A 16,866-nucleotide genomic window follows, 5' to 3' on the forward strand; every position below is an offset into this window, starting at 1 on the left:
CCTTCATGATCATTGCGAGCCGCCGCGCGGCCGGCGCCAACCGGTGTGATGGGCGGGTCCCCACGCCCCGTACCGTCCCGAGGATCGCCATGCCCAACTTCCGCAAACACCGACGCGTCGCGGCCGTGTGCGCCGCGCTCGCGCTCACGGTGGGCGCCGGTTCCGCCTACGCCGAGAGCCGGCCGGCTCCCCGTGCGACCACTCCCGCCAGCGCCACCCCCGCCGCGCCCGCCAAGGTGTCCTTCAACGTCATCAGCGACGTGCAGGGCGACCTCGCGGACTTCGGTCGAGCACTCGACCAGATGAAGGTGATCAACCCCGCAAGCGGCGCGCTCGTCGTCAACGGCGACATCACCCCGCGCGGCTACAGGGCCGAGTACGACCAGGTGAAGCAGGTCCTGAACACGCGTCCGCACCCGGCGAACACGTTCTTCACGATCGGCAACCACGAGTTCTACGTGCCCAAGTACTGCAATCCGGACAAGCTGTGTCAGGAGACCTGGCCCAACGGCACCACCGAGCAGTCGCTCTTCCAGAACTTCTACGACTTCACCGGGCTCGACAAGGTCTACTACGAGCGCGTCGTCGACGGTGTCCCGATGTTGTTCCTCGGCACCGAGAAGTACATGAAGTACAGCGACCCCACCAAGTGGGACGAGGTGTGGTTCAGCGATGAGCAGCTGACCTGGCTCGAGCAGCGAATGAACTACTGGGAGGCGCAGGGCAAGCCGACGTTCGTGTTCTCGCACCACGTCCTGCCGGACACGGTCTCGGGCACGCGCAACAAGCTCTACAAGTCGGACTACCTCCAAGCCGACCGCATCATGAGCATCCTGGGCGCGCACAAGGACGCCGTGCTGTTCACCTCGCACACGCACTGGGACCTGAACCTGTCCGACTGGGCGGTGCGCAAGGTCGTGCCGGGGACCGGCAACCTCGAAGGCTTCACGGTCGTCAACACCGGTGCCGTCCAAACCCAGTGGACCGACGACGGCTCGGGTGGTGAGAGCGCGCTGAGCGGGTTGGAGAACAGCGGGCTCCAGGTCGAGGTCACCAACGACCGGGTGTCGATCAAGGCCCGCGACTTCCGGCGCAACCAGTGGGTCAAGGAGCTGAACGTCCCGCTGCACACCAAGTGCGCCGCGGCCAAGCCGTGGACCGAGTCGATGACGTACACGAACGGCGACACCGTCGTGTGGAACAACCACACGTGGCGCGCCAAGTGGTGGACGCGCGGCGAGACGCCGGGCACGACCGGCCAGTGGGGCGTGTGGGAGGACCAGGGCGCCTGCTGATCGCCCGCGACAAGACCTGAAGGGGTGGGACCGTCGGCGGCCGGTCCCACCCCTTCGGCCGACCCGCGCCGCCCGCAGCGGACGTCTCAGGACTTCGGGGCGAGCCGCGGGGTCGACCACCGCATGAGGGTACCTCCGGTGAAGGCATCGCCTCGACCGATATGGCACCGCTTCGGCCCCGCGCACGACGGTGCTCGCCGGGCCGTTGGCGACCAAGGCAACCGGTTGTCGATGCCCTCACCCGCCGAGTCGAGCACTACCGGGGCCCGGCTCGACGTCGGACCGACGACGACGGGGACGTACGCGGAAGGTCTCGTGCGAGATCGGGCGCCGCATCCGAAGCCACCGGGGCCCGAGCCGGGCCGATCATGGGGTCGATGCGCACGATGGTCAGGTCCCCGTGCTCGAGTACGCCCGCCCTCCGTCGCGCGCCCACCCACCGGACGAGTTCACGGGGACTGCCCGCGGCCGGCTCGCGCAATTCCTCCCACGGCCGCCCACCGGCGAGAGCGCTGCGCAGGAACCACGCGCCGGCCGTGTCGTTGGCCACGTACAGCAGGTCCCGGTCGGTCCAGGTTCCTCGCGCACACCGAACCCGCCGCGCCACCGCGGCGGGGTCCGCGCCGTTGCTGGTCGCGACGTCGGGCCGTCGTGAGGTCGGAAACACCCGCCAGAGCCGGTCGCCGCGCACCTGGAAGAGATAGGCGTCGCCGAGCACCGCCGCCGCCCACTGGCCCCGCCCGGACAACCAAGGATGCGGCGCGATGTGCGCCGCGAGCACCGCGGACGCGTGCGCTCCGCGTTCCAATTTGCGTAGTTCGTAGGGCTGTACCGGCATTCCGCGCCGGTCCCGCTCGACCAGGTAGCGCTTGGTCAGGTCGGGCCATCGGTCCGCCGCACGCGCCAGCACGTCGGCGAATCCCGTACCGCCGCACAGGAGCGGGGTGGGCGCCGCACCGCACGCCCGCACCAGGAGTTCGGCCCAGCGCCGCGCGAGCAGACTCTCCGCGGCGCCGTCCGCGAGGGCGACCCGCAAGGCGCCCGGGCGGTCGACGCGGGCGCGCCTGCACGCGGGTCCGGCCGGCGGCAGGAACCCGCGTCCGGCCCCGTCGCCGATCCAGACCGCGTCCTCGTATTCGAGGGGTTCGCCTTCGTGCCGGTGCAGCGCCAGGACCGTGACGTTCGCGCGCACCGTGCCGTCTCCTCTGTGGTGGTACGAGAACCGCTCAGCCGCGTACGTCCGCGATCGGGTTGAGGATGTCGACGTAGACGGACTGGGTCTCCAACGGGACTTCGAGTTCGTCGAGACCCGCGACACGGGTGAGCAGGTTGGCCTTGCACCGCAGTGTGGCACCGTCGAGGAGGCGGTCCACGAGCGGGCGCCCGGCGGGGTGATCCGTGCGCGTGCGCACGAGCCGGTCGCGGAAGATCGCGATCAACGCCCGCTCGTCGGCCAGCCCTTGCGCACCCATCGCGCCGACGAGGCCGAGCACGTTGTTGATCGCGAGGTAGTAGCCGAGCCGTTCGTCGATCACGTGGTCGGGACACCAGGTCCCCAGGTCCCGGCCCGCGCCCGGGAGCCAGCGGGCCAGGCGCGCGCCGCGTTCGGCCGAGAAGTAGTAGCCCTGATTGCCGCGATAGCGTCCGCCGATCGGGCGGCCGTCGGTGTCCAGCACGACCAGCGTGTTCTGTTGATGGGCCTCCAGCCCGAGACCGTACTCACCGTGCAGCCACAGGATCGGTGCGACCAACACGTCCAGGTAGCGGCGGAACCACGACTCGGCCGTCTCGCGCAACGGCGTCGCGGTACGGGCGGCGAGCGTGTACAACACGTCGGCGAGCATCGACCGACCCCGCGGCAGGTCGGGGCGCGGCGCGGCCAGTCCCGCGATGCAGTACACGCGGTCGCGCGGGCCGAACGGGTTGTCCCGCACCACGAGTTCGAGGCCGGATTCGCCGCGCCCGCCGGGGACGTCCACCGCTATCCAGCCAAGATCACGCAGCACGTCGAACCCCGGGTGGGCGGAGTGCATGACGCGCTTGAGACCGGCGTCGAGCATCCGGTGCACGGCGAGGCCTCGGCGCAGTTCACTGCGGTGGTTCTCCCGGCGGGAGTTGGTGATCTCGACGCCGAGCGAGGTCTTCAGCATGACGGGCGCGCCGGTGCGGTACACGGTGCGCAGCGAGGAGGTGGCCGACCACGCGGGCCCGCCGGGGCCGAGGTCGCGGAGCAGCCCGCGCTCCAAGAGCGCGGCGACACCGGGTCGCCCGAGGACGTCGCGGGCCTGCCAGGGGTGCGCCGGCAGGGCGACCATGCCCGGCGGCAGGTTCACATCGCCTTCGGCGAGCCCTGCGAGCACCACCGGCACGGGTCGCCCCAGATCGCCGTCGTGGATCGCCACCGAGGGGTCCACGGCGAACCAGTGCAGGGGGAACGATCCGCGCAATTCCGGCGAGTAGCGCGGCGACGAGGGTCCGTACATGCCTTGCCGGGACGCCGGCGAGGGATGCATCGGGTGGCCGAGAACAATCGACTGTTCGGTGCTCAGGAACGGCGTCGTTCCCGGAATGTCCTCGGGCACCTTGCGGCGCTCGGCGAGGTGGTGGGCGATCCGCCGGGTCGAGTCGATCACCCGGTCGGTCATGTCGGCGATCGCGGTGATCGAGCCGACTCGGCCGTGCGCCGCCTCGATTGCGAGGAGTACGGCCAGCGTGGTCGCGTCGAGTGCGACACCACTGCTCAGTCGGACCGGGCCGAAGCGGTGCATGCCGGTCTCGGAGCGGTACAGGATCGGCGCGACGACCGTGCTGGCGGTCGCCGGCAGCGGAAGCCGTAACGGCCCGTCCACCGGAACCGCGGTTCCGCTTTCGCGGATGCGGCAACGAAGCAGGTTCTCTATGGCCGCGTGATCGGCGGCACGTGCGGGCGCGGGGTCGAGCAGTGGATCACTCGCCCCTCGGTCGCCGGGGGCGAGGTGTCGGGCGGCGCCGAGTACCGCGCCGGTGCGCGGGTGTTCGGGTTCGGGATGGGCCGGGTGGGCACGCGCGGGCGAGGGCTCGTCGCCTGCCGGGCCCGGAACGGGCTTTCGAGGGCTGCCCGGTCGCGCCGGCTCCGGAAGCGCCTCCGCGGATGTCGACATGTGCGGTACGTACCTCCCCTGGTCTGCACGGCCGTGGGTCGGGTTCGAATTGTGGACGCGGTCCATTCGCCACCGCTCCGAGGGACGTTCACCGTACGGCAATCCGCCGGTTATCAGAATCATGTCCCGCGACGGGCTCCCGTGTGCGGGCTTTGCGTGATGGCAACCCCTTGTCATGCTCCGGCGAGGTCGGCGGTCGCGGACCGATCGCGGGCGCGACCCGTCGCTCACGGCGTCGGCACCGGGCATGCCCGAGGACGCTTCGCCACGGTACGAACGGCCCCGTAAGAGCGGCATCAGGGGCCGGAGTCGGCAGCTCCGGTCGGTTTCGTGCTCCCCCGGGTGGGGTCGCGCGGACTTGGCAAGGTGATCGTGGGGTCCGCCGGCCCGTGACGATCGTCGATGCGAACGATTGGGGATGAGCGCGACGTGCATCTCGCACCTCGCACCCATAAGGAGTTTGCGCCATTTACGACGGATCGGGGCACCGGTGGGGAATTTCTCCGCCGCGATCTGCTCGATCCGTCGATCATCGCCACCGACCGTCCACTTGTGGTTACGATACGAACGCCCTTGTGCCGTAGGTGCCGAGGGGCGGAACGGGGGGAATCTCGGTCCAGTCCGTACTTCCGCGCGCACGTTTCCGCGGACGCTTGGACGAGGCTCCGTCGCTGCCTGGAGAACGACCTGCCGCCTCCGCGCGTCGGGCCTCAGCCTTGGGCAAACACGGAATCCGGAGCCGGTCATGCCATACCAGCATCAGCCGAACGGCCCACACCAACCGCCATACGGGCAACAGCCCCACCAGCCCTATCCGTCGCAGATCCCGCCCCCGTACCCGCCACCGCACCCACCCCCCGCGCCGCGACCGAGACGGCGGCGGCAATGGGAGGTTGATGTTGCTTCTCACGCTGATCGGGACGGTGGCGACCGTGCTGAGCATGCTCGTCGCGGCGGGCATCGGCCCGTTCGATCTCTCGGACGACTCGCCGGCGTCGGGCGGGGCGACAAGAACGGGGCCGACCCGGCGGCCTCGGCGCAGGGGCCCGCGAAGCAGACAGAACGGCGGAAAGCTACGTCCGGGCGGTCAACGAGGTCTGTTCGGCTCGTTCGGACAACGTCACCAGGCTCTTGAACGACCTGACCGCCTCGACCGTCTCGAATGACGTCGCCGCAGCAACGCACCGCGCTGAGCGACGAGCGCCGAGTTGAAGAACACCGCATCCCACATCAGGGCCGTACCGTTGCCGGCCGATCCGGCCGCGGCCGGGCCGTTCACGCAATGGCGTAACGCCTACGACAGCCGGGTCGACGCCCTGAGCGAGGCAGCCGCGACGCTGAACAGCGGCGACTCGGCGGGCTTTCGGGTCGCGTCGGACCGATTCGTCAACGAGACGGGCCCGATGAAAGACAAGCAACGCGCCCTGAACCTCGCCTGCCCGTAGCAGGCACGGGTGACGGGGCCGGGAGGGGGAAGCCGGGTGAGCGGGTCAGGCGACCGGCCACGGCAGGATCACCCACAGGGTCTTGCCGTCCGGGTGTGCCTCGATGTGGATCTGACCGCCGAGTTCGGTGACGATGTTGCGCACGATCAACAGTCCTCGACCCGACGTGTCGTCGACCGTTTCCAACAGGGCGACCGGACGGTAGGGATGGCGGTCGCGTACACCCAGCCACAACCAACCGTCGTGCACGGTACAGGTGACCGATACCTCCGGCGACAAGACGGCCGCGTGTTCGACGGAGTTGGTGATCAGCTCGGAGGCGACCAGCTTGAGGGCGTAGCCCAGATCGTGTCCGTAGGGCAGTCCCCAGTAGGTCAGATGGTCCGCCAGGGCCCGTCGGGCCTGTGCGACAGAGGCCGGTTGGGCGGGCAGGGTGAACCAGCAGGATCGCTCGTATCCCGTTCCCATGTCACCCCTTTCGGCACCGCGCCTCAGCGTACTGACCGGCGCGCTTGCGGGCGCACGGTTGACGATTCGTCATATCGCTACGATTCGATGATCGGTCGCGTGTGTGAGTGAAGGTCGACATGGGCAAGACCATCGCAGTCCACGTCCCTCCCGACGTGTGATTGTGAGCGCCGAACAGCGGCATTCCTCTGCGAATGACCGGATTGTGCACGGTGCGGATTCCAGAAGGGTGACTACCTGTGGTGGAAGATCTCGATGCCGTCGAACAGGCCATGTTGGCCAACCTTCTCGACGGTCGTCGGCCTCGTCGGCGCACCTCGGAGACGCCGACCCGGTCCAATCGACAACACCAGCCCCCGCAGCAGCAGCGCCGTCAGGCGCAGTCGGTGCCGCGTGCGGTCATCCCGGCGCCGGTGCCCGCGGCGGCACCCAACCGGGACGCTACGCGCGTTCTCGACATCGGTCGCGTGATCAAGCAGATCGACCCCCGGACCACGCCCGAGCAACGGCACGCGATGGCGACGAGCTGGACCCAGTTGGATCTGACTGCGGCCCAGGTGTTGGCCTGGCTGACCGCCGGCATCCTGCCCGCGGAGTACAAGCTGGCGGCGGCGTGCCTGGAGCGGGGCCTGACCCCGCAGGACATGAAGACTCGCCTGGACGGCGTGCGCGTGGTCGAGCGGCTGCGCAGCGACGGCGTGGACGGCGTGGTGGCGCAACTGCGCAGCGGCGCCGCGTAGGCGGGCCGCGCCGGGGGACATCGCGGGCCGGGCCGGTGGATGATCATTGACATGGTTCATTACCAAGCCTAGCTTTTAGCGATGTGAAGGATTCGGGGGCGGGTTCCGCCGCCCCACCCACTCTGACGCATCGCCAGATCATGTTGGTCTTCTGCGGGTTGATGCTCGGCGTCATGCTGGCATCGCTCGACGCGACCATCGTCTCGACGGCGATGCCGACGATCGTTGCCGACCTCGGCGGGCTCGAACACCTGGCATGGGTGACCACCGCGTACACCCTGGCCACGGCGGTTTCGATCCCGCTGTACGGAAAGCTCGGCGACGTATACGGGCGCAAGCGGCTCTTCCAGTTCGCCATCGTGGTGTTCCTCGTGGGCTCCATGCTGTGCGGTACCGCACAGTCGATGGGCGCCCTGATCGCCTTCCGGGCGATCCAGGGACTCGGCGCCGGCGGGCTGATGAGCAACGCGCAGGCCATCATCGGCGACCTCGTACCGCCCGCCGAACGCGGTCGATACCAGGGCTTCATCGCGTCCACGGTCGCGTTCTCGACCGTGTGCGGGCCGCTGATCGGCGGCTTCTTCACCGAGGCGCTGTCGTGGCGATGGGTGTTCTATGTGAACATCCCACTGGGCGCGGTGGCGCTGATGGTCACGTCCGTGGTGCTCAGGCTGCCGCGCAAGGCCTACACCAAGCGTCCGTTCGACGGTTTCGGCCTGGCCCTGCTCACCTGCGGAACCAGTGCCTTGATCCTGTTCACCAGTTGGGGCGGTACGCAGTTCGCCTGGGTCTCCGCGTCGAGCCTGGTGCTGGCCCTGACGGCGGTCGGCGCGCTCGCGGCCTTCGTGTTGGTGGAGCGGCGTGCGGCCGACCCGTTGATTCCGCTGCGGTTGCTCTCGCGCAACACGATCGTGCGGGTCGCGTGTCCGCTGACGATGGTCACCGGTTGCCTGACCCTGGGAATGAGCACGTTCCTGCCCATCTACCAGCAGATCGTGCGCGGCCACGGGCCGACCCGGTCCGGGCTGCTGCTCGCGCCGATGATGCTCTCGATGATGGTGTGTTCGACGCTGTCGGGTCGGCTGATCTCGCGAATCGGCAAGTACAAGCGGTTCCCTCTGGTCGGCACGCTGCTGGCCGCGGCAGGGCTCGTGGTGTTGTCACTGCTCGGCGTCGACAGCCCGTACTGGCACCTGCTGATCGGGCTGATGGTGCTGGGGTTCGGGCTCGGCACGATCGGTCCGGTCACCACGCTCGCGGTGCAGAACTCGGTCGACCACGCGGACATCGGTGTGGCCACCGGCCTGAACTCGTTCGCGCGTTCGATCGGCTCGGCCCTGGGCGCGGCCGTGCTCGGCGCGGTGTTCGCGCACGGGGTGGCCGACGGGACGGGGCCGGGCCGGGCGGGTGAATCCGGCATGGGGATCACTCGGCAGGCGATCGACGCGTTGCCGGCGGAGCAGCGGGAGGCGACGCTGGTCGGGTTCGCGGACGCGCTCGACGCGGTGTTCCTGGCCGCCGTCCCGATCGCGGTGCTCGGCTTCGTCCTCGCGCTCATGTTGCGGGAGATCCCCTTGCGTCGCGGCCCGAAGCAGGTCGCGGCGGTCTCAACCAGCACCGAGCGCAAGCTGTTCGAGACCGGCTGACAGATCGCGCAGGTCCTCTGCGGCGTCCCAGGCCCAGTGGTTGGGGTTGCCGGCGAGCGCCTCGTCGGTCTCCAGTCGGCGCAGTGCGAGCCCCGCGAGGTCCAGGACCAGGTCGTGTTCGCCCTCTCCGTTCAACCGGTGCAGCACGCCCACGACGTCGCATACCCGCCGGGTGAGGCTGCGTTCGGGGATGCCTTCGATCAACCGGGAGAGACCGTAGCCGGCCATCAAGCTCAGGATCATGCCGCGTATGGCCGATAGGTCGCGCCGTTCCCGGGCCGGTTCGAACCGACGCCACCAGCACACCCACGCTTGCGGCTCCGTGGTCGCGCGAGCCTCGATCGCGGTACGACGCGGCGGGAAGGACGCCGACCGCGCGGATCCGGCGAGCATCAACCGCTCCAGCGCCGCGTCCACCGCGACCTCCAAGTCGGGGTGCGGCCGATCCGAGCACACGCGGGTTCGGGTCTGTTCGGCGGATGTCATCGCCATCGTCGTCATGCGATGTATTGGAGCGGAGTGTCTCGTCGGCCCGCCCTGCGATCACTCGAAAGAGGGACAATGTGTCGCATGAACGAGTGGGAACTGTGGCGCCAGGACGACAATGGCGCGCGTTTCCGGATCCGGGGCCATACCAATCGTGTGGCCGCGATCGCCGGCCGATTGTCCGGACGCCGCACGAGCAGCTGTACTGGGTGGCGGGCCCACGAACCCCGAGCTGCCCGACACCGGCCGCCCCCGCGGACCTGATCCAGGTCCTGGCGGCGGATCGCGAGCCTTCGGCGCCCGCGTTCCTCGTCGCCTTCCGGGACGTCGGGGCGTCGTTGCGGGATGAGCGCTGCCTCGAACGCGACACGATCGCGGCCGTGTTCAGCGCCGCGCGGGACACCGCCGAGTCCGGGCCCGCGCGGGCGCGGGCGCGATCCCGAGCGCGAGCGGGCGGGCGAAGGCGACCCGGAGCGGGCTCCGGCGCTCGACCGCGCACGGGACCATCTGGCCCACGCAGCGGCGCAAAATTTCAAGGCGTCTACGTTCGCCGTGCCGGCGGGTTGGACGGTCCGGCAGGGCAGTGAGGGGCCCAACGTGCTGTGCGTGTGCCGCCCGCCGCGCTCCTGGGGCGCCCGAACGACGGGTGCGCGGTGGACGGCGTGGAAATCCGCCTCCCTGATCCGCCGGACGACGAAGCGGGCCGGCTGCTGCACTTCGAATCCGGATCGGGCTGGGTTCGGCAGGGCGACGCCTGGTGCCGCGGGGCGGTCCCCCCGCGGCACCATGTTGACCACGTCCTCGACGTTCGTCGAACACGGGTGCCGCCCGGTCGGACCCCAGGCCGTCGACTACCGACGCTGGTCAGCCGGTTGCGACCACGGATCGACCTATCACCCGCGGGTGTGGTGGCTGCCGACCACGAAGCCGTCCAGCGCGACCTTCGCCATGCCACCGATTCCGGACGCGACGGTCGATCGAGTTGCCGCGTCCTTCGACTTCTCGGGCTACTCCGGAGTCCGGGGACGACGGCCGTCTCCCGCGCCCGCCGTCACGGCTTCTCCCAGATCTGGAAGGCCCGGACCGTGAAGGGCACGTCGGGCACGAAGACCCCGTCGCCCGGATACGTGCTGAAGTCGCCTTCCGTGGCGCACTCCCTGCTCTGGTACATCGTCACGTAGCGATCCATGCGGTTCGCGAAGGAGAGCGCGTCGACCCCGTCGGGCAGGGAAATGCACTGCTCGACGTTGACTTCGGCCAACTCGAATGCCGCCGCCGGCGCACCGGCGAAGGCCGGCCCTGTCCAGAAGCACACCTGCCCCGGTTCACACGTGGCAGCCCCGGTCGGGTCGGCGGAGGCCCCCGGCGCCGCCACGGTCAGCAGGCTCGTGGTCAGGGCCAGCGCGCAGACAAAACGACGTCGCATGCGGTTCATCGGTGATACCCCGTTCGTCGAATCCGTTGCCCCGGTTCCGACGTGTGTCCAGGGTCGCTCGTGTATCGGCGAAGCGCCGGCAAATGTGGCCGGATTACTTCGAAAGAGTGCATTGAAGATCAACTTCTGCCATCTCGGAACCAGAGTGCGAAACGTTTCGTCGCTGTAGATATCGGCTCATTCGGAGGCTGTCATGGCTGTTGTATCCGTCCCCCGTCGCCATCTCGTCCGCTCCGCCCTCGGCGTCGCCGCCGTCGTCGGCATCACCGCCACCACCGTGTTGTCCGGGACCGCGCAGGCCGCCGGCACCACGTACCTGACCAACATCCGCACCGGACAACACGCGACCTTCGACCGCGTGGTCCTCGACTTCTCCGCCGGCCTCCCGGCGTACGGGAGCACCACGAGCAGCGGTCTCGAGCAGTGCGCGAGCGGCAAGCCCGTCAGCTTCCCGAACAGCGCCGAATACCTCGAACTGGACATCGCCGGCGCCGCGCACGACGACGACGGCAACGCCACGTACACCGGCCCGCGCCACGTGGTGACCAACATGCCTTCGCTCACCGGGTACGCGGTCACGTGCGACTTCGAGGGCAAGCTCAAGGTCGGCATCGGTTACAAGAGCAACGTGCACGAGGTGCTCACGTTCGTCCTGAACAACCCGAGCCGCATCGTGATCGACGTCAAGCGCTGACCGGGACCGGGCCGCGCTCCGCCGCAGCCGGCCCGGGCCTTCCTACCGGTTCATCCGACGTTCGACCGCCGCCAGCTCGGCGGCGGTCAGCACGTTCGGCGTGCCCACCGCGAGCGAGCGCACGTACACCTCGCACAACCACTCCAGGATCCGGGTACGGTCGTACGCCTCGATCAGGTCCCGTCCCAGGGTCACGCCCCCGTGGTTGGCCATCAGCGCCGCGCTGCGGCCGCCCGCGAGCGCCGCTCGCACCGAGGCAGCCAATTCCGGCGTCCCGTAGGTCGCGTACGGCGCGACCCGCACATCGTGCCCGCCGAGCAGCAGCACGTTGTAGTGGATCGCCGGCAACACCGGCAGCGTTGTCGCCACCACCGCCCCGAACACCGCGTGCGTGTGCACCACGGCGCCGGCGTTCGGGTCGCTCTCGTACAGCGCGAGGTGCATCGGCGTCTCGGAGGAAGGCGTCCGCGTGCCCTCCACGACCGTGCCCGTCATGTCCACGACCACGCACTCCGCCGGCGTGATGCGCTCCAGCGGGACGCCGGAGGGGGTGACCGCGACCAGCGGGCCCCGGCGCACGCTCAGGTTGCCCGAGGCTCCGACCACAAGTCCGCACTCGACGATCCGTGCTCCGAACTCGCACAGTTCGCGACGCTCGTCCTCCAACAACACCGCGGCCTCCCGACCGGGATACGCCCGGATTCGCTCTGACACCACCATGACCGATCGAGGCCGACTCGGCCCGAACGGATCCAATCAGATCGGCGTACTCAGATGCCGCCGTGGTGTCGGTGGAAGGCCTCCGCGTCGACGCCCTCGCCCTCGTCGCCCACGGTCGCGCGCACCGCGGCGGACAAACCACGCGCCCGCATGCGTCTCGGTCCCGGTGCGACCATCGGGTCGCTGTTCAGGTCCTTCAGCAGAGCCACGCACAGCGCCAGCATCACCAGCACGAACGGCAACGCGACCAGGATGGTCGCCTGTTGCAACGCGGTGAGACCACCCGCGACCAGGAGCACCGCCGCGACCGCGCCGATCAGCGCGCCCCACCCCACCACCAGCCAGCGCGCCGGTTTGAGCGAGCCGCGGCTGGTCAGCGAGCCGAGCACGAGCGAGGCCGAGTCGGCCCCGGTGACGAAGTACAGCGCGACCAGGATCATCGCCACGGTCGCGGTGACGGCGTACAGGGGTAGCGCGTCGAGCATCGCGAACAGGCCCGACTCCGGCCCGTCGGCGACCTTGGTCACCAAATCGGCCGCGCCGGTCTGTTGCAGGCGCAGCGCGGTCCCGCCCATCACCGCGAACCAGATCGTGCTCGCCCCGCTGGGTACCAGCAGGACGCCGATCACGAACTGGCGAACCGTCCGGCCGCGCGAGATGCGTGCGATGAACGTGCCCACGAATGGGGCCCAGGACAGCCACCACGCCCAGTAGAAGATCGTCCACGAGCCCATCCAGGCGTCCCCGCCGAAGGTTCCGGTACGGGTCGCCAGGGTCAGCAGATCGTTGAGGTAGCTGCCGACGGAGGCGGGCAGCACCCCGAGCACGTACACCGTCGGGCCGACCACGAACACGAACACCATGAGCACCAGCGCGAGCAGCACGTTGGCGGTGCTGAGCCACTTGACGCCGCGATGGATCCCACTGAAGGCGGACACCACGAAGGCGGCCGTGAGCGCGATGATGATCACCACGTGCAGCGTCGAGGTGTCCTTGATGTCGGTGGTCAGGTCCAGGCCCTTGGCCACCTGGAGGGCGCCGAGTCCCAGGCTGGTGGCCGAGCCGAACACGGTCGCGAAGATGGCGAGCAGGTCGATCGCCTGCCCGGCGGCACCGTCCGCGTGGCGACCCAGGAGCGGTACGAACGCGGCGCTGACCCGATTTCCGCGACCACGCCGAAACGTGGCGTAGGCGAGGGCGAGGCCGGCGATCGCGTAGATCGCCCACGGATGCAACGTCCAGTGGAAGAGCGTCCATTCGAGCGCCGCGCCGGCCGCCCTCGGAGTCTGGGCGACCGCGCCCGAGGCCGGTGGTGGCGCGGCGAAGTGTTGGATGGGTTCGGCCACGGCGTAGAACATCAGCCCGATACCCATGCCCGCGCTGAACATCATCGCGACCCAGGCGCCGGTACTGAATTCCGGCTCGTCGTCGTCCTCGCCCAAGCGGATTCGGCCGTACTTCGACGCGGCGATGAAGACCGCGAGCACGAGAAAGGTGTCGGCGGCGACGACGAACAGCCAGCCGAAGTTGCGGATCGTCCAATCGAGTCCGGTCGACGCCGCGGTGTCGAGCGAACCCTTGGCGAGGACGCCCCACAGGACGACCGCGAGCACGAGGGCGAAGCCGATGGCCGCGACGACCGGGTCCACGCGGGGCGCGGCGGCGTCGTCCCGGCTGGATCCGCTCACGTGGTCGTCCTTTTCATCCGCTCAAGCGCCACACGACATGGTGCGGTCTCACGGATGGGGAAGGGCGGGACGCGCCGGAACAACCTCCGGCGTCACTCCTTTGTCGCAACCACCGGCGCGTCGTTCGTCGCGGATCGGTACAACGCCACGATCTGCCGAATGCGACCCGCCGGCAACGCGAGGCGTTCGTCGAGCGCGGTGTGGGTGGCCGATCCGAACCGGATCGACGAAGCGGCTCACGGCTGCGAGGGCGGAGCGCAGGTCGCCTTCCGAACCGGGATCGCCCGGCTCGACCGGACCGTCCGGATCACCGAGTCGCGGCCCGGCCGGGTCTCCGAACAGCACGGCACGATCCGCACGGAGCAGAGCGGGGATCACGTCGCGTTCGCTCACCGTCCCGGCGTCGTCCACCACCACCAGGTCGAAGCGCACGTCATCGGGCAATCGCCGAACCGCGCGCGGCGACATCACCCTCACGGGTGCGCCCGCCGGCGCAGCCGACGGGCCGACCCGCACCCCCGACACCGGCCTCGGGCGGACAACCGCCGTCGCCGACGCTCGGGTTCGATACCGGTGGGCGTGCGCTTGTAGGCCTACCACCCCGCCGGGCCCGCCGGCGGTGATGGTGTGGGCGAGCGAGGTGTACAGGAAGTGCTCGTACCCGCCCGCGGCCCCCTCCGGTGATACCGCTCTCGCCGTCAGGTCGGCCATGAGCGGTCCCAAGCCGGCGGTCGCGAGGGCGCGGTACCAGCGACAGCGGTCCGCCAGTCGCTCGCAGGACACGCCGTCCGCCGAGATCGACTCGGCGAGCCGATCGAGCCGCTCCCCGATATCGGGCAACGCGGCGTCCACCGGCAGGCCCAGGACCGGGAACAGCGATTCCGCGTAGCCCGCAAGCGCCTGCCGTTCGCATTCCGAGTCGGACCACGCCGGGACCATTTCCCGCAGGAACACCGTCTCGGGCAACCCGTCCGGCTGTTCCTGGAAGAGACGGACCAAGGCTCGGGCCTCGGTCATGGTGAGCCGCATTGCGGCCCGGTCGGTCGGGGATCGCGTACGTTCGCGCAGGTATCGGCGCGCCGCGGGTCGTCCGTACCAGCGTGTGGTCGCCGGCAGTCGGGGAATGGAGTACGGACCGGTGAGGACTTCCGGGTCGACCACGATCGAGAGCTGCCGCACTCGCTTGACGAGTGCGAGACACGCCGTCCATTCGGCGAGATCACGCGGCTCGGCCCGATCGGGGTGGAGCCGGGCCCGGGACGCGGCCGCCCGGATCTCGCGCCACCTTGCGCGCAGTTCGGCGACTTCGCCGACCACGGAGCGGGCCTGCTCGAGCGTGTCGATCCGCACGCCGTGCCAAGCCGCATCACGCAACCCGCCCGCATGCGCCAATCGTTCGAGGTCGCGCCCGAGCCGATGGGCCTCGTTCGGATCGAGCGCCGACACAAGCTCCGGATCGAGCACGGGCCCGGTCCACAACGGCCGCCCCACGAGGTGATCCTGAACTCCGGCCAGGGTCAACCCCCAAGCCCCGTACGGCGCGACCATCGAGCGCGCATGCCGAGGCGCGTTACAACCAGCACGCGTCCGCCGGCGTCGAGTTCGCGGCGGATCACCATCGCGGCGGTCCTGGTCTTGCCCGTACCGGCCACCCCCACGACCACCAAAGCGGGAGGACGGGCAGACGCGGCGGCGAGTACCCGTATCTGGTCCAGGTCGGCGTCGCCCACCCACCCGACCACCGCCGCGTCGGGCTCAGCCGCCCGCAGCGTCACCGCGGCCCCGGCCAAGGCCGCGACGACGCCTCCGCGAGCGGTGTACCAGTGATGCCCCGAGTCGGTCGGCAACGGAAACCGCCCGTTCGCCCACCGCGGCAAAGCGGCACCGACGACCTCGTCCTGACTGTGCGTCATGTCCCGTCCCCCTCAGGAAGACTCTCCTCCGGGACCGCACACGACCGCAGGGGGCAATCCCTCAAAACCGGGAGCCCGCCGAACACGTCCACCGGCCCCGGACACTGGCGACGGACACCGGCGCCGACCACAACGCATCACCGGCAACCGCTTGCGGCCGCAGCCGGACGCCCATCGCCATCGCCCATCGCGCGTCGCGCGTCGCGCGTCGCCCGCAGAGGTCCCCCGCCCGCGAGCCCGCCCCATCACCCCCGATACAGCCTCGCGACCACCTCCTCGATCGTCGGCTCCCGCACGGACACGTCCCGCAGGCCCCCGTCGCGCGCGATCCTGGCGATCAACTCCCCCGCAGGCACGCCGTCCAGCGCGAAGGTGACTCGCCTGCCGTCCGCCTCGACCGCCTCGATCGCGACCCCGGGCATCCGCACGTCCAGCGCACGCGCCTCGTCCAGATCCACCACCACCCGCCGGCGCGAGCCGTAGCGCGCGTGCAGGGCCTCCAGCGTCCCGTCGTGCACGACCTGGCCGCGGTCGATCACGATCAGCCGCCGGCACAGGTGCTCGATGTCGGCGAGGTCGTGCGTCGTGAGCACGGTCGTGACGTCCCCGCGTGTGCCGATCTCGGCCAGGAAGGCGCGCAGCGACTGCTTGCTGACCACGTCGAGTCCGATCGTCGGCTCGTCCAGGAACAGCACATCGGGACCGTGCAGGAGGGCCGCCGTGATCTCGCCGCGCATCCGCTGCCCGAGCGAGAGTTGACGCACCGGTGTGTCCATGAACTCGTCGAGTTCGAGCATCGCCCGGCACTGTCGGAGCCTGGCCTCGTGCTCGACGGCGGGCACCGCGTAGACAAACCTCAGCAACCTGAACGACTCGCGCAGCGGCAGGTCCCACCACAGCTGCGAGCGCTGTCCGAAGACCACCCCGATCCGACGGGCGAGCCGGCGTCGACGGGGCACCGGTTCCAGGCCGCAGACCCGTACATGCCCCGAGGTCGGCGTCAGGATCCCGGTCATCATCTTGAGGGTGGTCGACTTGCCGGCGCCGTTGGGTCCGATGTAGCCGACCGTCTCGCCGCGCGCGACGCTCAACGCGACGCCGTCCACGGCGGCCACCGTGAGCGATTCCCGGCGGACCCGGCCGATCTTGCGCCTGACGGTGAACTCCTTGCGCAGGTCCCGCACTTCGATCATCGT

15 protein-coding genes are annotated in these 16,866 nt (G+C 69.9%); 5 read left to right on the forward strand and 10 right to left on the reverse strand.

All coding sequences use genetic code 11. The features are described from left to right. Nucleotides 1–89 precede the first annotated feature (89 nt). On the forward strand, nucleotides 90–1,295 hold the full coding sequence (locus tag ACIBSV_RS06325) for a DUF4073 domain-containing protein (RefSeq protein WP_395859809.1): 1,206 nt from the start codon (nucleotides 90–92) through the stop codon (nucleotides 1,293–1,295). 256 nt (nucleotides 1,296–1,551) lie between these two features. Here ACIBSV_RS06325 and ACIBSV_RS06330 read toward each other — a convergent pair whose 3' ends face one another. Beyond that, nucleotides 1,552–2,487: a hypothetical protein gene (locus ACIBSV_RS06330; RefSeq protein ID WP_395859810.1), complete on the reverse strand. Its 936-nt coding sequence runs from the start codon at nucleotides 2,485–2,487 to the stop codon at nucleotides 1,552–1,554. A gap of 34 nt (nucleotides 2,488–2,521) precedes the next feature. Further along, complete coding sequence (locus ACIBSV_RS06335; RefSeq protein ID WP_395859811.1) at nucleotides 2,522–4,435, reverse strand: IucA/IucC family protein; 1,914 nt, start codon at nucleotides 4,433–4,435, stop codon at nucleotides 2,522–2,524. A gap of 1,208 nt (nucleotides 4,436–5,643) precedes the next feature. Here ACIBSV_RS06335 and ACIBSV_RS06340 point away from each other — a divergent pair. Then, on the forward strand, nucleotides 5,644–5,880 hold the full coding sequence (locus ACIBSV_RS06340) for a hypothetical protein (RefSeq protein ID WP_395859812.1): 237 nt from the start codon (nucleotides 5,644–5,646) through the stop codon (nucleotides 5,878–5,880). Nucleotides 5,881–5,925: 45 nt separating this feature from the next. On the opposite strand, the gene ACIBSV_RS06345 is transcribed toward ACIBSV_RS06340, so the two are convergent. Continuing rightward, nucleotides 5,926–6,348, reverse strand: a complete 423-nt coding sequence (locus ACIBSV_RS06345; RefSeq protein ID WP_355529513.1) for an ATP-binding protein — start codon at nucleotides 6,346–6,348, stop codon at nucleotides 5,926–5,928. Nucleotides 6,349–6,590: 242 nt separating this feature from the next. Here ACIBSV_RS06345 and ACIBSV_RS06350 point away from each other — a divergent pair, with 242 nt between their 5' ends. Together ACIBSV_RS06350 and ACIBSV_RS06355 are read left to right on the forward strand one after the other, a co-directional pair. Further along, nucleotides 6,591–7,088, forward strand: coding sequence for a hypothetical protein (locus tag ACIBSV_RS06350; RefSeq protein ID WP_395859813.1), 498 nt, complete (start codon nucleotides 6,591–6,593; stop codon nucleotides 7,086–7,088). Nucleotides 7,089–7,171: 83 nt separating this feature from the next. Further along, a complete protein-coding gene (locus ACIBSV_RS06355) occupies nucleotides 7,172–8,734 on the forward strand; it encodes an MDR family MFS transporter (protein ID WP_395859814.1) in 1,563 nt (520 codons plus the stop codon). On the opposite strand, the gene ACIBSV_RS06360 is transcribed toward ACIBSV_RS06355, so the two are convergent. Together ACIBSV_RS06360 and ACIBSV_RS06365 are read right to left on the reverse strand one after the other, a co-directional pair. Continuing rightward, nucleotides 8,696–9,235 carry a hypothetical protein gene (locus ACIBSV_RS06360; RefSeq protein ID WP_395859815.1) on the reverse strand — a complete coding sequence of 180 codons (540 nt, stop codon included), beginning with the start codon at nucleotides 9,233–9,235 and terminating at the stop codon, nucleotides 8,696–8,698. The two genes, ACIBSV_RS06355 and ACIBSV_RS06360, sit on opposite strands and share 39 nt — an antisense overlap. A 1,036-nt stretch (nucleotides 9,236–10,271) precedes the next feature. Further along, a complete protein-coding gene (locus ACIBSV_RS06365) occupies nucleotides 10,272–10,646 on the reverse strand; it encodes a peptidase inhibitor family I36 protein (protein ID WP_395859816.1) in 375 nt (124 codons plus the stop codon). A gap of 202 nt (nucleotides 10,647–10,848) precedes the next feature. Here ACIBSV_RS06365 and ACIBSV_RS06370 point away from each other — a divergent pair, with 202 nt between their 5' ends. Beyond that, nucleotides 10,849–11,349: a hypothetical protein gene (locus ACIBSV_RS06370; protein WP_395859817.1), complete on the forward strand. Its 501-nt coding sequence runs from the start codon at nucleotides 10,849–10,851 to the stop codon at nucleotides 11,347–11,349. A 42-nt stretch (nucleotides 11,350–11,391) separates the two neighbouring features. Here ACIBSV_RS06370 and ACIBSV_RS06375 read toward each other — a convergent pair whose 3' ends face one another. The 5 genes from ACIBSV_RS06375 to ACIBSV_RS06395 form a co-directional block, all read right to left on the reverse strand. Next, nucleotides 11,392–12,069, reverse strand: a complete 678-nt coding sequence (locus ACIBSV_RS06375) for a class II aldolase/adducin family protein (protein WP_395859818.1) — start codon at nucleotides 12,067–12,069, stop codon at nucleotides 11,392–11,394. 50 nt (nucleotides 12,070–12,119) lie between these two features. Next, nucleotides 12,120–13,757, reverse strand: coding sequence for a BCCT family transporter (locus ACIBSV_RS06380; protein ID WP_395859819.1), 1,638 nt, complete (start codon nucleotides 13,755–13,757; stop codon nucleotides 12,120–12,122). Between the two features lie 48 nt (nucleotides 13,758–13,805). Continuing rightward, on the reverse strand, nucleotides 13,806–15,248 hold the full coding sequence (locus ACIBSV_RS06385; RefSeq protein ID WP_395859820.1) for a hypothetical protein: 1,443 nt from the start codon (nucleotides 15,246–15,248) through the stop codon (nucleotides 13,806–13,808). A 26-nt stretch (nucleotides 15,249–15,274) separates the two neighbouring features. Next, nucleotides 15,275–15,670 (reverse strand): hypothetical protein, encoded by a 396-nt coding sequence (locus ACIBSV_RS06390; protein WP_395859821.1) that lies wholly within the window; start codon nucleotides 15,668–15,670, stop codon nucleotides 15,275–15,277. A 245-nt stretch (nucleotides 15,671–15,915) separates the two neighbouring features. Continuing rightward, nucleotides 15,916–16,863 carry an ATP-binding cassette domain-containing protein gene (locus ACIBSV_RS06395; RefSeq protein ID WP_395859935.1) on the reverse strand — a complete coding sequence of 316 codons (948 nt, stop codon included), beginning with the start codon at nucleotides 16,861–16,863 and terminating at the stop codon, nucleotides 15,916–15,918. Nucleotides 16,864–16,866 lie beyond the last annotated feature (3 nt).

This window comes from Embleya sp. NPDC050154 (assembly GCF_044460165.1).
Taxonomy (GTDB): domain Bacteria; phylum Actinomycetota; class Actinomycetes; order Streptomycetales; family Streptomycetaceae; genus Embleya.

What these genes read in the sequence shown, in the direction of transcription:
- ACIBSV_RS06325 (WP_395859809.1), top strand. Translation starts at nt 90, where the DNA reads ATGCCCAACTTCCGCAAACACCGACGCGTCGCGGCCGTGTGCGCCGCG.
- ACIBSV_RS06335 (WP_395859811.1), bottom strand. Translation starts at nt 4,435, where the DNA reads ATGTCGACATCCGCGGAGGCGCTTCCGGAGCCGGCGCGACCGGGCAGC.
- ACIBSV_RS06345 (WP_355529513.1), bottom strand. Translation starts at nt 6,348, where the DNA reads ATGGGAACGGGATACGAGCGATCCTGCTGGTTCACCCTGCCCGCCCAA.
- ACIBSV_RS06360 (WP_395859815.1), bottom strand. Translation starts at nt 9,235, where the DNA reads ATGACGACGATGGCGATGACATCCGCCGAACAGACCCGAACCCGCGTG.
- ACIBSV_RS06365 (WP_395859816.1), bottom strand. Translation starts at nt 10,646, where the DNA reads ATGCGACGTCGTTTTGTCTGCGCGCTGGCCCTGACCACGAGCCTGCTG.
- ACIBSV_RS06370 (WP_395859817.1), top strand. Translation starts at nt 10,849, where the DNA reads ATGGCTGTTGTATCCGTCCCCCGTCGCCATCTCGTCCGCTCCGCCCTC.
- ACIBSV_RS06375 (WP_395859818.1), bottom strand. Translation starts at nt 12,069, where the DNA reads ATGGTGGTGTCAGAGCGAATCCGGGCGTATCCCGGTCGGGAGGCCGCG.
- ACIBSV_RS06390 (WP_395859821.1), bottom strand. Translation starts at nt 15,670, where the DNA reads ATGACGCACAGTCAGGACGAGGTCGTCGGTGCCGCTTTGCCGCGGTGG.
- ACIBSV_RS06395 (WP_395859935.1), bottom strand. Translation starts at nt 16,863, where the DNA reads ATGATCGAAGTGCGGGACCTGCGCAAGGAGTTCACCGTCAGGCGCAAG.